The 14838-nt window shown below is 43.8% G+C and carries 17 protein-coding genes; 13 read left to right on the top strand and 4 right to left on the bottom strand.

The features are described from left to right. Positions 1-47: 47 nt before the first annotated feature. From H7968_RS15035 to H7968_RS15070, 8 genes are all read left to right on the top strand, one after another. Positions 48-593 (top strand): GNAT family N-acetyltransferase, encoded by a 546-nt coding sequence (locus tag H7968_RS15035; protein WP_227396915.1) that lies wholly within the window; start codon positions 48-50, stop codon positions 591-593. Positions 594-984: 391 nt separating this feature from the next. Next, the gene (locus tag H7968_RS15040) at positions 985-1323 is read left to right on the top strand and encodes a lmo0954 family membrane protein (protein WP_227396916.1); all 339 of its coding nucleotides are present in this window, start codon (positions 985-987) and stop codon (positions 1321-1323) included. Between the two features lie 21 nt (positions 1324-1344). Beyond that, positions 1345-1950: a PspA/IM30 family protein gene (locus tag H7968_RS15045; RefSeq protein ID WP_227396917.1), complete on the top strand. Its 606-nt coding sequence runs from the start codon at positions 1345-1347 to the stop codon at positions 1948-1950. A 107-nt stretch (positions 1951-2057) separates the two neighbouring features. Then, positions 2058-2789 carry a cell wall-active antibiotics response protein LiaF gene (liaF, locus tag H7968_RS15050; RefSeq protein ID WP_166805781.1) on the top strand — a complete coding sequence of 244 codons (732 nt, stop codon included), beginning with the start codon at positions 2058-2060 and terminating at the stop codon, positions 2787-2789. Next, a complete protein-coding gene (locus H7968_RS15055; RefSeq protein ID WP_227396918.1) occupies positions 2786-3811 on the top strand; it encodes a sensor histidine kinase in 1026 nt (341 codons plus the stop codon). Before liaF ends, H7968_RS15055 begins: the two co-directional genes overlap by 4 nt. Next, positions 3808-4440 carry a response regulator transcription factor gene (locus H7968_RS15060; protein ID WP_134373095.1) on the top strand — a complete coding sequence of 211 codons (633 nt, stop codon included), beginning with the start codon at positions 3808-3810 and terminating at the stop codon, positions 4438-4440. The genes H7968_RS15055 and H7968_RS15060 overlap by 4 nt, the downstream gene beginning before the upstream one ends. A 71-nt stretch (positions 4441-4511) precedes the next feature. Then, positions 4512-5120 (top strand): DUF1349 domain-containing protein, encoded by a 609-nt coding sequence (locus H7968_RS15065; RefSeq protein WP_227396919.1) that lies wholly within the window; start codon positions 4512-4514, stop codon positions 5118-5120. A gap of 12 nt (positions 5121-5132) precedes the next feature. Then, complete coding sequence (locus H7968_RS15070) at positions 5133-5612, top strand: DinB family protein (protein WP_227396920.1); 480 nt, start codon at positions 5133-5135, stop codon at positions 5610-5612. Between the two features lie 24 nt (positions 5613-5636). Here the strand turns inward: H7968_RS15070 and H7968_RS15075 are convergent, their stop codons facing one another. Together H7968_RS15075 and msrB are read right to left on the bottom strand one after the other, a co-directional pair. Continuing rightward, a complete protein-coding gene (locus H7968_RS15075) occupies positions 5637-6203 on the bottom strand; it encodes a beta-class carbonic anhydrase (protein ID WP_227396921.1) in 567 nt (188 codons plus the stop codon). A 693-nt stretch (positions 6204-6896) separates the two neighbouring features. Continuing rightward, the gene (gene msrB / locus H7968_RS15080; protein WP_227396922.1) at positions 6897-8051 is read right to left on the bottom strand and encodes a peptide-methionine (R)-S-oxide reductase MsrB; all 1155 of its coding nucleotides are present in this window, start codon (positions 8049-8051) and stop codon (positions 6897-6899) included. Between the two features lie 178 nt (positions 8052-8229). On the opposite strand from msrB, the gene H7968_RS15085 reads away from it, so the two are divergent. The 5 genes from H7968_RS15085 (at position 8230) to H7968_RS15105 (ending at position 13209) form a co-directional block, all read left to right on the top strand. Beyond that, positions 8230-8712 carry a GyrI-like domain-containing protein gene (locus H7968_RS15085; RefSeq protein ID WP_134373110.1) on the top strand — a complete coding sequence of 161 codons (483 nt, stop codon included), beginning with the start codon at positions 8230-8232 and terminating at the stop codon, positions 8710-8712. 132 nt (positions 8713-8844) lie between these two features. Continuing rightward, entirely contained in the window at positions 8845-9342 is a 498-nt protein-coding gene (gene queF, locus H7968_RS15090; RefSeq protein WP_134373113.1) for a preQ(1) synthase, read from the top strand. 507 nt (positions 9343-9849) lie between these two features. Next, positions 9850-10542: a DUF421 domain-containing protein gene (locus H7968_RS15095; protein ID WP_134373116.1), complete on the top strand. Its 693-nt coding sequence runs from the start codon at positions 9850-9852 to the stop codon at positions 10540-10542. Positions 10543-10740: 198 nt separating this feature from the next. Further along, the gene (locus H7968_RS15100; RefSeq protein WP_134373119.1) at positions 10741-11586 is read left to right on the top strand and encodes a YitT family protein; all 846 of its coding nucleotides are present in this window, start codon (positions 10741-10743) and stop codon (positions 11584-11586) included. 489 nt (positions 11587-12075) lie between these two features. Then, positions 12076-13209 (top strand): nitric oxide synthase oxygenase, encoded by a 1134-nt coding sequence (locus H7968_RS15105; RefSeq protein ID WP_227396923.1) that lies wholly within the window; start codon positions 12076-12078, stop codon positions 13207-13209. 26 nt (positions 13210-13235) lie between these two features. Here the strand turns inward: H7968_RS15105 and H7968_RS15110 are convergent, their stop codons facing one another. Both H7968_RS15110 and H7968_RS15115 read right to left on the bottom strand, forming a co-directional pair. Further along, entirely contained in the window at positions 13236-14024 is a 789-nt protein-coding gene (locus H7968_RS15110) for an anti-sigma factor (RefSeq protein WP_227396924.1), read from the bottom strand. Continuing rightward, positions 14017-14580 carry an RNA polymerase sigma factor gene (locus tag H7968_RS15115; RefSeq protein WP_227396925.1) on the bottom strand — a complete coding sequence of 188 codons (564 nt, stop codon included), beginning with the start codon at positions 14578-14580 and terminating at the stop codon, positions 14017-14019. Before H7968_RS15115 ends, H7968_RS15110 begins: the two co-directional genes overlap by 8 nt. Between the last annotated feature and the right edge of the window lie 258 nt (positions 14581-14838).

The following is a 14838-nucleotide window of genomic DNA, read 5'->3' on the forward strand; positions in this document are numbered from 1 at the left end:
TTTTGGTTTACACTAAAAGAAACAACTAGACATTGGAGAGAGTGCTTATGGTGCTACTAAAAAGTGAACGTCTGTATTTCAGACCTCTGGCGGAAGAGGACATTGATGAGTTTGTCGAGCTTTTAATCCGCAATCGCAGGTTTTGGACCATTTATGAACCGAAGCATCCTGACCCTTTTTATACGAGGGAAACCCAGCTTGAAAAACTGGCTGAAGCGAAACAGCAGCAAAAGCTTGGGAAAGAATACAGCTGGGGAATCTATCATTCGGAAACGAATCGTTTAATCGGGAGCGTATCAATTTACTCCATTCGGCGCCTGCCATTTGCCTCTGCCTACATCGGTTATTCCCTTGATGAGGAGCACACGAAGCAGGGTTATGGAACGGAGGCCGTTCAGGCTGCACTGCGCTTTGCCTTTCGCGACTTTGGTCTGCACCGGATCGAAGCGCTTGTCTCACCTAAAAACGAAGCCTCACAAAAGGTGCTCGAAAAAGTCGGCATGCAGCAGGAGGGCCTTCTCCGCAAAAACCTGTTTATCAACGGTGTTTGGGAGGATCATTATTTGTACAGCATGCTTGAGGATGATTTCTGAAAGGGTAAGACCTTTTGGGAACGCTATGTCGTACGTTTATTAAACCGGTTTATACAATAGAGAAGCTGGAACACTCTTGAGGGAGCTGTTCCGGCTTTTTTGATGTGCGTTTTTAAGGAGAGTCGTTAAATGAATGCAAAGAGTGGTTAAATAACCTGATAGAGTGGTTGAATACTCCGATAGAGTGGTTAAATAACCCGAAAGAGTGGTCGAATAACCCAAAAGAGTGGTCGAATCCATCCCGAACAGCCACTTAATCACTTCAAAGAGTTCTCAAATGGCTTACAGCCTACTACGCCTCAGGTCCTACTCCAAAATCAAGCTCCGGCTCCTGTCGGGGTTTTTTGCTGTGCTCTAAACTAAGGTTACAAAGAAAAAAGGAGGAAACAACATGAACAAATTCTGGTTAACCCTGATTGGTGTGACCGCAGCGATTGTCTTGCTTTCAAATCTTGGATCGATAGCGGGTCTGGTTGTCAGCCTTGTGATTACTTATTTCGCTGCAAAATGGTATGTGTCATCTGACAAGCTGTGGGTGAAGATTACGACAGGAATTGTCGGAGCGATTGCCGCACTGTCTGCTATTTTTAATGTCCCAGCCATTCTCGGTGTCCTTGCTATTTACGTCCTGTACTTTGTTGTGAAAAAGTGGAATCGTGAGCCTGTGACCAATGAGCCGTTTTCATACTTTGAAAAACAGTGGCATGATCTTAAGAAAAAATCATACTAAACATAAAAAGGAGACGATCATATGAATCACGTACTATCAAAAATAGCAGAAGTCATCAAACAGGATTTTAAAGATGCGAAGTGGAAGAAAGAGATGTCGAATCCTCTCACAGCTTTGTCAAAGGAGATCAAGGATTGTGAGGGTGCAGTGAAGCGTGCACAACAGCTGACAGATCGCCAGAAGCTCCTTAAAAAGGAATTTGAAAAGGAATTCCGCGAAGCAAAATCAATGGCTGAAAAACGCAAAGAGCATGTTAAGCTGGCGGAAGAAGCAGGGAAAGAGGAGCTTGCAGCAGCGGCATTAAGAGAATACACCTATTACAGCGGCCGCACAGAGCGCCTGGAGATCACGATTCGTGAAGCGGAGGCCCAGCTGAAGGATCTTGAGCATCAGCAGGAACAGATCACATTTAAGCTGAAAGACCTTCAGTTGAAGCGACTTGAGTATATGGCAAAGGAAAATGCCGTAAAGGGTGAAAAACAGGCGTCATTTATGCTGAATCCGGAGCAGGTAACGGATGAGGATCGCCGTTTTATGCAGATTGATCAGTACTTAAAGTCCGAAGAAAAGAAAAAAGAAGTGCTGACGATTGATGAACAAATTGAAGAGTTGAAACACGAAAATTGATGAATTCGGGAGAAAGGGGAGACCCTTCCTCCCGAATTTGGGGTTCCGGTAAACAGAATGAAAGGCTAAAATAAGGAAGCAGGATGATCAACAAGGGGGTGGGCAGAATGAAATGGCTAAAAGAAATGTCCTTATCAAACTGGGTAACTGCCTGTCTGGTACTCGTATTCATTGAAATTATTTTATTTAACAGCGGGATGATCTTTTCGTTTGCGGTAGCAGGTGCATTTATTTACTTTGGAAAACGCCGCTGGGACCGGCTGTATGGGAAGATCCTGTTAGGTGTTGGAGCGCTTTCTTTATTAACGGCTGTTTTGTCGATGGTCACATTGAGAATTCTCGCAGTCGTGCTGATTGTTTATTTGATTATGAAATATACAGAGTCTAAGAAAGACCCTGTTACGTATAGAGCGAAAATGGAAAGTAAGTTCAAGGAAGATAAAGAAAGACTTCTTTTATCTAAAAAACCTTTTTTCCTGAATAAATGGGTGGGATCTCATTCTACACCTGATCACTCATTTGAATGGGAAGATATTCATCTGCAAAACGGAATCGGTGATGTACTCATTGATTTGAGTAATACAGTGTTACCGGACCGGGAAGTATTTATTTCGATGAGAAATCTGGCCGGGAACATTACGATTCTTGTCCCTTATGAACTGGATATCTCTATTCAACATGCTGCTGTTGCCGGGGAAGCTTCGATTTTTAAGAAGCATTCCTCCCGTCTGTGGAATGAAAATCTTGTATATGAAACAGAGCATTACCGGTCCGCTTCTCAGAAAGTAACGATTTTCACATCAGTGCTTGTCGGGGATATCGAGGTGAAGCGCGTATGATGGCGAAAAATACGTTTCAGGCGGTGGGGCTGAGTGTCCTGACAGTATTGCTGACTTTTGGCGTCTACCTTTTAATGTTTCCACCCGAACAGTGGGGAAGCCTTTGGCAGGAGACGATCCTGGATATTCCGATCGTTCTGTTTCTTGTCCTGCAGCTGCTGCTTGTGTCCATGATCTGGGGACTGATTCAGGGGCATGGTTATAAAAGACAGGTGATGATGGTGCAGCGTCAGCTTGATGATCTGCTTTTAGGACGTGCAACATCAGAGGGAAGCCTGCCCAAAACGGCGGAGCTTTCCAAGCTGTCAGAAAAAGCATCAGAGCTGCAGACGTTATGGACAGAACAGGTGCTGACGAGTCAGAAGCTTGCAAGTGAGAAGGTTGAACAGCAGGAGCAGAAGATTCAGGAGATGGTCTCTCAGGAACGGCAGCGGCTGGCACGTGAGCTGCACGATTCAGTCAGCCAGCAGCTGTTTGCCGCATCGATGCTGATGTCAGCGATTAATGAGGAGGAAAGCGCGCGGGAAAATCGTCAGCTGCAAATGGTGGAGAAGATGATTCAGCAGTCTCAGATTGAGATGCGTGCGCTGCTTTTACATTTAAGACCGGCTGCTTTAAAAGGTAAAACATTGGCGGAAGGTATTGAAGAACTGCTGACTGAGCTTCAGCTGAAGGTTCCATTGAAGCTGACCTGGAAGGCTGAGCCGCTTGAACTTGAGAGAAGTGTGGAGGATCATCTGTTCCGTATTTTACAGGAATCGATTTCAAATACATTACGTCATGCTGAGGCGGAAATTCTCAGCGTTTTATGCATTTTACGGGATGATTATGTCATTCTGCGAATTACGGACGACGGTAAAGGTTTCACGATTTCAGAGGATAAAGCAGGCTCATATGGTCTTGCCAGCATGCGTGAACGCGCTGCTGAAATTGGCGGGAAGTTAAAAATCGTCTCTCTTCCTGATCAGGGAACGCGTCTTGAAATCAAGGTACCTTTTAAAAGAAGGGAGGAAGCGGAATGATACGGGTATTATTCGTAGACGATCACGAAATGGTCCGGATTGGCGTGGGATCTTATTTAGCGGCTCAGCATGATATTGAAGTGGTGGGCGAATGTGACGACGGAGAACCGGCTGTGAAAATGGCATTAGAGCTGAAGCCGGATATTATTTTAATGGACCTTGTCATGAAAAAGATGGATGGCATCGAGGCGACCTCACAAATCATCAAAAAGTGGCCGGAAGCAAAAATCATCATTGTCACAAGCTTTTTAGACGATGATAAAGTTTATCCTGCACTTGAAGCAGGAGCGGTCAGTTACTTACTTAAAACATCGAAAGCAAAAGACATAGCAGACGCGATCCGGAAAACGCACAACGGAGAAACGGTTTTAGAGCCTGAGGTAACCGGAAAAGTCATGCAGCGTATGAGAGGTGGAGTACCTAAATTGCTGCATCAGGATCTGACGGACCGTGAAAAAGAAATTTTACTGCTCGTTGCAGAAGGAAAAACAAATCAGGAGATTGCTGATGAGTTATACATTGCCTTGAAAACCGTCAAAACCCATGTCAGTAACATTCTTGGGAAGCTTGAAGTTCAGGATCGAACACAGGCTGTTATATATGCATTTAAGCATGATTTGGTAAAATAGGTAAATGATGATGTTAAGGACTTTTGTTTCTGGGTAAACAAATACAAACGCTCTTGAAAGGAGTCCTATGCATGCATTCCTTATTGGAAAATCAGGCGAAAGACTGCTGCTGGTTGAACGAACCGCCGGACTACGCGCTTGAAGATAAAGAATTAATCGTCAAAACAAAAGAAAAAACAGATTTCTGGAGAAAAACGCATTACGGCTTTGATCGCATGGATGGACATGTCTTTTATAAGGAAATCATAGGTGCATTTGAAACAGAAGCCGTATTTACAATGAAGGATCCGAAAAGCCGGTATGATCAGGCGGGCCTTTTTATTATGGTATCAGATGACTGCTGGCTGAAAGCGTCACTTGAATATATTCCGGAAAAGCATTCTTTCCTGGGAGCCGTAGTGACTAATAATGGATTTTCCGACTGGTCATCGTGTAATGTGCCGACACCGGAGAACGGGATTAAGCTCGCGTTCAAAATTTCCCGTGAAGGTGGCAATTACCGGATCTGGTCTAAGCCTGCAGAAGGTGACCATGAATACCAGCAGTTAAGAATTGCCCGTCTCCATGAGGATGACCATAATGGCAAAGTAAAACTCGGCTTATACGCATGCAGTCCATCACCAGGCGGAGGTTTCACCACAGTTTTTCACTCCTGGACCGTTCAATTAGAAGTGAAGTAAAGGAATGATTGGATGATTACAATAGAAGATTGGTTTTCCTATCATAAATGGGGCACGCAGAAACAGCTTGATCATTTGAAAACATTACCTGAAGAGATTTACACAAGAGAAATCCAAAGTGTATTTCCATCCATAAAGGAAGTGTTCGACCACGTCTATGTAGTGGATTATTTGTGGCTGGAGCGGATCAAAGGAGTAGAAAGACCGGAGGCTCCAGCAACATCACTCAGAACTGTCGAGGAAGCATCAGCCGCTTTTAAGGAGCTCCACCAGCAATACGATCAGCTACTGACAAAGATTGACCCTGTTACGGTTCACTCCTTTGTTACGATGAAAGGAATACCGATGACAAATACGATAGAGGAAATGGTGTACACAGTCGTCAATCACGGCTCCTACCATAGAGGAAACGTGACAGCCATGCATCGTCAGCTTGGATATAGCGGGGTTGTATATGATTATATTTATTATTTGAATGAAAAAAGAAGCTGAAATCAGATCAGCTTCTTTTTTTCATTAAGCTTTTACATAACCCTCAGACACCAGATCAAGACGGCCTGTTTCAGGATCGATAACAAGTCCGTGGACAGGAACTTTGGCATCCATCAGCGGATGATTACGAACAAGCTCTGCTGTATGCTTCACGCTTTCAGATACGTCATCAAAACCTTTCAGCCACTCGTGTAAATTGATGCCTGAATATCCTAATGTATCAATTGTTTCATCAGAAATACCACGGTTCTTCATTTTAGAAATCATGGATTCACTGTTTACCGCACCCATACCGCAATCGTAGTGGCCGATAATCAGTACTTCATCTGCCTGAAGCTCATAAACTGCAACAAGAAGGCTTCGCATGACGCTTCCAAACGGGTGAGTAATCACGGCTCCGGCATTGCGGACCATTTTGACGTCACCGTTTTTAAGGTTCATCGATTTAGGTAAAAGCTCTAGAAGACGTGTATCCATGCATGTCAGGATGACAAGCTTTTTGTCAGGGAGCTTTGTCGTGGCGTATGTTTCATATTCTTTTTCTTTAACGAATGTTTCGTTATAGGTAAGCAGTTCGGATAATAGTGTCATGTAAATCCTCCTTGTGTAGATGTGGATTGAGTCGTTGCAGTTGATCTTCCTTCTTTATTGTAAGTAAAGATTTGGGTTCTGTCGAATGTATTTGGAGAACCGGAGCGGATTCTTTCTTCCGTGGCCGGATGTTGAATCCGTCTTTGCTTCAGCTGTTTTTACCTGACCGTTTCCTCAATAGGAGTTGACAGGAGAACAAGGATTTAAAAAGCGGGCAGAAGGCATCCTTCGCTTTCCTTTGTCTAGCTGCGGCGACTAGCCCCTCGAGGTCATAAGTCAAAGATGAACGAGGGCAAAGATCAGCCCTCTTTTCATCTTCGCCTTATGCTTGTCGGGGCTGGACGAGTCGCCTCCGCTTTTCTAAGGCCGCGCGGTGAGCCAGCTATTGCTGCGCAATACGCTGTCTCACCTGTCGCTTCACTGCCGCAGGAGTCTACGGATGCCTTCTGCCCTGGGTTTGTGCAGTAGATTTCGGTTTTTTTGGAAAGATAGTTGGTTAAGTTCAAGAACTGACCCAGATTCTCAGTAGTTTTTGAGAGAGTGGTTATATAGATGGAGAAGGTTGTTAAAAAGATAGAAAGAGTTGTCTAATAATCAGAATAAGTTGTTTGATAATCAGAAAGAGTTGTCAAATAAGTTTCAGTCATAAAAAAACCTGAATGCCGTTTGTCGGGCATTCAGGTTTTTCTGCAATCAGGATTCAAACAGGTATGAAAATTCTCCGTAGCCTTCTGCTTCCAGGTCTTCAGCAGGGATGAATCTCATGGCTGCTGAGTTCATGCAGTAGCGGAGGCCGGTTGGTTCGGGTCCATCTTCAAATACGTGGCCGAGATGAGAGTCGGCGTATTTACTGCGGACTTCGATTCTCATACCGAAAATTCCCGGATCTTCAACTTCTACGATATTTTCAGGGACGAGTGGTTTCGTAAAGGAAGGCCAGCCCGTTCTGGAATCGTATTTGTCTGTAGAACTGAATAATGGTTCCCCTGATACGATGTCTACATAAATGCCGTCTTCGTAAAATCCGTCATACTCGTTATCAAAAGGGGTTTCTGTCCCGTCTTCCTGTGTCACTTCATATTGAATGTCGGTTAGCATTTCACGCAGTTCCTCGTCAGTATAGCTGACATTATAAGGACTGTTTTCTTCCTGTTCTTCTTTTGTTGGCAAATCACCATTTCTTTCATCGGCTGTCCAGTACTGATTTAAGAATTGATCCCGACCGGAGTTTGCACGGTACAGTTCATATCGTCCTTCATTTTTAATGTAATAATCCTGATGATATTCTTCTGCAATATAAAATGTGGAAGCATCTGTAATCGGAACGATGATCTCAGCATCGAATCTGCCGGAATCGATTAATTCCTGTTTGGAAGCTTCAGCCGCAGCTCTTTCTTCATCATTCTTTACAAAGATTTCAGGACGGTATTGCTTTCCACGGTCAATAAACTGACCTTCTGCATCTGTCGGATCAATCTGTTTCCAATAAACATCAAGCAGATCCTCGTAACTGATGACGCTTGGATCATAAATGACCTGCACGGCTTCTGTATGACCGGTTTCGCCACCGGCTACTTCACTGTATTCAGGGTTTTCTTCTTCTCCACCGGTATAACCGGATACCGCATCACGCACACCGGCAAGCTTTTCAAACGGTGGCTCCATACACCAGAAGCATCCGCCGGCAAAAATAGCGACTTCTTCATTAGGTGCAAGGTCCGCGCCTGAGCTTGCTTCACTGCCGTATGACCGGTTCAGCAATTCATCGGAGAAGGCGAAAAAGAGGCCTGCAGCAGCTACAACCAGCCCCACACTGATTAATAGCCAGTTTTTCTTTTTTCTTTTCATTCGCTCACCCCATTAGTTTTAGATGGAAGTGAAATGTCCAACTCTTAAGTAAAACATAACATATTTACAGATTCTTTAATAAAAATAATGCTCAGACCCTATCTTTAAGTATTCAGAATTTGCTAAAATATAAGAAAATAGTTCACGGTACGACTCCCCAGGCGAAAGGAGCGCGAATATGAGTGATTTCGAAATCGTTAGAAAATCAAGCTTTTACTTTGTCGGCATGAAATGGACAGGCACATATGAGGCTGCTGCACACGGAGATATTTTCCCGGTCATTGAAGAATGTCAGAAGAGGATAAAGGAACTTGACCTTGCGAGTGAGGAATCAGATTATATCGGTCTGTCTTATCAGGATCGTCCGGATGGATTTACGTATTACTTTGGAGTGGAGGCACTTCGCACACAGAAAATCCCACCCGATATGCATCGGATCATCGTGCCATCCCATCATTATGCCGTCACAGAGCACAATGGACAGCAGGCATGGAAAAGCTATGAAAAACTATACCGCTGGGCACAGTCACAGGGCATTCAGCTGAATCAGGCAGGTCTCGATCATATCGAAGTCTACTCAGCAGATTACAACCCTTACAAAATGTCACCAACCCTGAAAATCGGACTGCCCGTCAAACAACGAAATCTTGCAAATACATGACAGGATGAGTAAAATAAATGCTGGAATTACTTAAGAAGCATCTGGAACGGGATGTTTCTTTTTTGTCTGTATAAAAGGTGGAGTAAGGGTCTGTCCCTAACGCTGCAATATTATAAAACAGGAGGTACAGCCATGTCAGGCCGTAATGAGAAAGAATTGGAAGGTGTTAATCTTCTTGGAAATCAGGGAGTGGAGTATTCATTTAATTATTCACCGGATGTGCTTGAAGCGTTTGAAAATAAGCATGTGAACCGGGATTATTTTGTGAAGTTCAATTGTCCTGAGTTTACTTCACTTTGCCCTAAAACAAATCAGCCGGACTTTGCGACGATCTATATCAGTTATATTCCTGATCAAAAGATGGTGGAGAGTAAGTCACTGAAGCTATATTTGTTCAGTTTCCGTAATCATGGTGATTTCCACGAGGACTGCATGAATATCATTTTGAATGATCTGGTTGAATTGATGGATCCTCGTTACATTGAGGTGTGGGGTAAGTTTACGCCGCGTGGCGGAATTTCGATTGATCCATATACGAATTACGGGAAGCCGGGTACGAAGTATGAAGAGATGGCGTATCACCGCCTGATGAATCATGATATGTATCCGGAGAAGATTGATAATCGTTAATGAGAGCCGGGCCGTATTCCCCCCTTCGCTTTCAGTTGTCTAGCTACGTCGGGCAGGGACTAGCAAACTTCCCGCCCCCTCGTCCGATAAGTCAACATCAGCTCACTCTGTTCGCTGTGTTTCCTTTATCTCCGTCGGGGCCAGTCCAGTTTGTACGTCCCTAAACGCCCGTCTCCGCTTTTCGTTGGCCGGGCGGTGAGCCAACTCTCGCTTCGCGCTACGTTGTCTCACCTGTCGCTTCTCTGCTGCAGGGAGTCTCCGGATGTGACCCGGCCCTTTGGTTTTTTCGATTTCTTTAATAGAATAAATTGTTGAGCCGGATTCCATTTGCTAACTTAGCAGTGAGATCCGGCTTTTTGTCTGCGTATTTTTATGAACAAAGCAGTTTTTTAGTTGATGAGAAGAATTAAGTCATGAGGGTTTTACTTATTTCACTAATAGATTAAAGAGCTGACTGAATGATAAATATCTTTTTCGGCAACGCTTGTTAGAAAAGGCGGTTAAGCGATGAACGAATATTTGATCGTAATCATAAGAGCGGTTTTGATTGTGTTGGTTTTGTTTGTTTGTACAAAGCTTCTTGGGAAGAAACAGATTTCCCAGCTATCTTTTTTTGAATATGTGACGGGCATTACGATTGGCAGTATCGGTGCGGAGGTGATTACTGGTCTGGATCGAAACTTTTATCATGGGGTTCTCGGAATTCTGGCTTTTATTGCGATTCCGCTGCTTGCTGATTTCGGTTCTTTGAAAAGCAAGAAACTGCGTGACCTCATAGAAGGAGAGGGGACGGTAATGATTCAGCGTGGTGAGATCATTGAAAAAAATCTAAAAAAAGAACGTTATACATCGGATGAGCTGCTGGAGCTTTTGAGAAAAAAAGAAGTTTTTGAGGTGTCTGATGTTGAGTTTGCGATCCTTGAACCTTCAGGAGATCTGAATGTTCTCCTGAAGGATGAAGCGAAGCCGCTTACAAAAAAAGATGTTTTCGGCACGCAACCCCAGTCAGGAGAGCCTGTGGTTTTGATTATGGATGGAAAGCCTATGGATAAGGCACTTCAATCGATAGAAAAAACGAGAGAGTGGATGACAGAGGAGCTTGCCAAAAGAAGGCTGCTGATGAAAGATGTTTTTCTTGCCCAGATGAATGGTGATGGCAGAATGTACTTTGATTTATACGATCATCAGGAAAAAAATTAAATCCGGCTGTCTTTATAAAAATGACAGATTCCCGCATATATCAGCGTTAAAATCGCTTACAATTGCATAATCATACGACCGGCAGAATCATTAAAAAAGACTGATAATACCTTGAGCCCGAACCTCTTTACATGCTGATTTACAGCGCGTATAATGCGTTTTTGTGAATTGAAAATTGCATAGAGGGAGGCATTTCGCATGAAAAAATTAATGAGTTTCCTATTGATGAATCTTGGAGCATTTTTTGTTGCTGTTAACGTTCATTTTTTCTTATCCCCGAACAGCCTTGCAACCGGAGGCGTCAGCGGAATGTCCATCGTATTAAATTCTCTTTTTCCGGGATTATCGATCGGACTGTTTATGATTATTGTTAATATTCTATTGTTTATTTTAGGCGTTATTTTTCTTGGCTTTCAATTCGGTGCCAAAACGATTTATACAAGCTTTGCATTATCAGGTTACGTCTGGCTCCTTGAATGGATCGCGCCGATGACAGCGCCGCTCAGCGATGATATTCTGATTCAGCTCATTATCGGTCAGTGTATTGCCGCAACAGGAATGGCGATTGTGTTTCACCAGCGTGCTTCAACGGGCGGTACAGATATTATCGCAATGATTTTAAACAAATATATCAAAATTGAAATTGGGCGTGCAGTGCTCTTTTCAGACCTTGCCGTCGCACTATCTTCATCTCTGCTGTTTGGTCCACAAACGGGTATGTACGCATTTTTCGGCGTTATTTTAAATGGCTTAATGATCGACTATACACTTCAGCAATTTAACGCAAACAAAGAAGTCGTCATCATCAGCCAGAAGAGCGCACTCATCCGTGCATTTATCGTAGGTGAACTCGGCCGTGGTGCCACTATCCACACAGCTAAAGGTGCCTTCAATTACGAACAAAAAGAAGTCATCACTACCATATTAGGACGAAAAGATCTGTCACGTCTAAAAAACTATATCGGCAAACAGGACGAAAAAGCCTTTATAACCGTCCACAACATGAACGAAATCCTCGGCCAGAACTTTAAACGTCTCGCCTGACTCTAAACCACAGCAAAAAAAGCTGTGGTTTTTTCATTTGTTAATTTCTAATTTTGAAAAAGATTACTTAATCAAGAGCCAGTCGAGTGGAAATAGACTCGAGGGCTGGACTCACCTGACGGAAAGGGTCAGATGAAACCGAATGTGCGCAGCACAGGCGGGTTCACCGCCCGGCCTTAGAAAAGCGAAGGCGACTCGCCCAGCCCCGACAAGCATAATGCGAAGATGAAAAGAGGGCTGATTTTTGCCCTCGTTCATCTTTGACTTATGACCTCGAGGGGCTAGTCGCCGCAGCTAGACAAAGAAAGCGAAGGATAAGTCCGGCCCGGTTTTATAATGTATAAACGTTATCCAAATCCTCCAACAAACATGCACAAACTATATATGTTTATAAATGTCAATCTATCGACAATTACCCACACAATAGTGTAGATTGTCACAGATTCATGTTAAGATTGCGAATAGACAAAAAGTAAAGAAGGGCTGCACATGAACGACTTATTCAACAAAGCAGAGTCCTTTATCAAGCAGTACTACAGAGAGAAAAAACTGCCGGATTCCGCTCGGAAAAAAAGGCTAAATGAAATCAAGGAAAGTATTATGTCCTCCGGTACTTACGAACAAACCTATGATGAAATCGAGTTTGGTGCGAAAGTCGCCTGGAGAAACAGCAACCGCTGTATAGGCAGACTGTTCTGGAACAGTCTGAACGTTTTTGATGCGAGAGAAGCCGCATCTGTTGAAGATGTAAAACAGGCATTATTTAATCATATTGATTATGCGACGAATGACGGAAAGATCCGTTCGACAGTGACTTTGTTCAAACCAAGAAGAGCTGATGGATCTGATCCTCTCCGTATTTATAATCATCAGCTGATTCGTTATGCAGGATACAAACAGGAGGATGGATCGATCATTGGGGATCCTCATTCTGTGGAGCTGACTGAGTTCTGTAAGAATCTTGGTTGGGAGGGAAAAGGCACTCCATATGATGTGCTTCCTATTGTTATTCAATTGGATGGGGAGTCACCAGTGTATTTCGAAGTACCTTCTCATTTGATAAAAGAAGTTCCGATCATGCATCCTGAGTCTGATGCGTTTAATAAGTTAGATCTGCGCTGGTATGCGGTGCCGATTATTTCAGAAATGAAGCTTGAAATCGGCGGGATTGAGTATGTCACGGCACCTTTTAACGGCTGGTACATGGAAACGGAAATTGCGGCCAGAAACTTTGCGGACGAAGATCGTTATAACCAATTAACGCAAGTAGCAGGTGCATTTGGGCTTTCAACGGTCTATCAGTCATCGATGTGGAAAGACCGGGCGATTATTGAGCTATGTACAGCTGTTATGTATTCGTTTAAAAAAGCGGGAGTCAGCATTGTCGACCATCATACGGCAAGTCAGCAATTTGCAAGATTTGAGGAAAGGGAAAATGAGGAGGGGAGAGAGGTGACGGGAGACTGGACCTGGCTCATTCCGCCTGTATCTCCGGCATCGACGCCCATTTTTCATAAACAATATAATAATACATGGAAATCCCCAAACTTCTTTTACCAGCCATCTGTAATGGATACAGCTGCTAAGAGCGGGTGCCCGTTTTTCCAATCCATAAAAAAATGACTGCCCATGAGGCAGTCGTTTTTTTATTAAATTTCTGAAGCCATGACAACGTCACCTAAAGGTGTTTCGCTATTGGCATCGGGTTCCTGTGAAATGGCAATCTGGTTCCACTGCTCAAGGTCAAAGTCATTAACGTCCATTTCAAAAACAACGGTTCCTGTTCCTGATTCATTGGACTTAAATGTACCTGCACGTTGAGGTGCTTCATCATCAATCAGCCAAACCTGATACACTTCTTCTTCCTGAAGCGGTCCAAGGGAAGAGGCGTTAATGACGACATTGATTTCAGATCCATTCCGGACGATAGAGGCTGTTCCACTCGGTCCGTTCTCACCTTCGATCGGTGTAAGCTGAACAAACTGCAGCAGTTCATCAATAGATTCCTGTGTCTCAGCGAGTTCAGTAGACTGGGTCTGAAGTTCACTGAACAGGTAGGCGTTAGCCCCTAATGACAGTAATAACACAGCAGCTGCAGGAATCAGCCATTTGGAGCCTGCAGGACGTTTTTTCCTATCCGCAACAAATGGGACCGGTTTTTCAAGCTTCTTTTCTACCGGTTTCTCATGCGAAATAGTCTTGGATTCAAGCGGTTTTTCCTCCGCAAATACATGGGTTAATACCCGTTCCCTCATGCCTTCAGGTGGTTCAATCTCCTCTGATTCGTAAGGCAGATCATCAGCCAGCGCATTCCATTCTGCCAGTTCTGTCTGACATTCTTCACAGGAGGAAAGGTGTTTTTCAAACTGTTCTTTTTCTTCGTTGGTCAGATGACCGTTAAAATAATCAATCAGATGATCACAGTGAACATTAGACATTTGCCTTTCCTCCTTCCTCGTCGATGTATTTTCGTAAATGTTTTAGTGCCAAGCGTATCCTTCCTTTAACGGTTCCAAGTGGCAGCCCGGTCTGTTGAGCGATCGCGTCCTGGGTGAGCCCCTTGAAATAAAATAGTTCAATAATCGTGCGCTGCTCTTCTTTTAATCGGGCAACGGCTTTTCTAACGGCTTGGTTTTTCGTCTTTTCTTCCAGAATATCATCAGGTGTTTCGGCAGTTTCCTTCAGTGAATCCCGCTCTTCGAATTCCACTGTCGGCTTAGCCGCTGACTTTCTGATCAAATCGAGGGCTTTGTTGCGGGTTATGGTTAACAGCCAAGAAGAAAATTTCCCTTTCGATTCATCATATTCAGCGTTTGTTCGCCATAGCTTTACAAACACTTCCTGAACCGTTTCTTCTGCAAGGGTGCGGTCTTTTGTCATTCTGTAAGCAAATGAGTAAACAAGCTTTTCATAGCGGTCGTATAACTGTGCGAGTGCTTCCTTATCATTTTGCCTCAGCCGGACGTAAAGTTCTGTATCTGTTAAGTTCGGCATAGCAGACTCCTTTACACGATAATTGACTTCTGATTCTATTCTATATGAATAGGACTGCCAACTCAATTTATCGTTACATGGCTAACGGTTGTATATTGATTTTGGATCATAAAAAAGTCAACTTTTACCCGTTTTTGTTAAAAAATAAACAGGGGAGTGGGTTAATTGTGTGTGTGTTAGATAAACCGGGCCAGATTCCCCCTTCGCTTTCCGTGGCCGCGCGGTGAGCCAGCTAGCGCTTCGCGCTACGCTGTCTCA

The sequence above is a fragment of the Jeotgalibacillus aurantiacus genome (assembly GCF_020595125.1).
Classification (GTDB): Bacteria; Bacillota; Bacilli; order Bacillales; family Jeotgalibacillaceae; genus Jeotgalibacillus; species Jeotgalibacillus aurantiacus.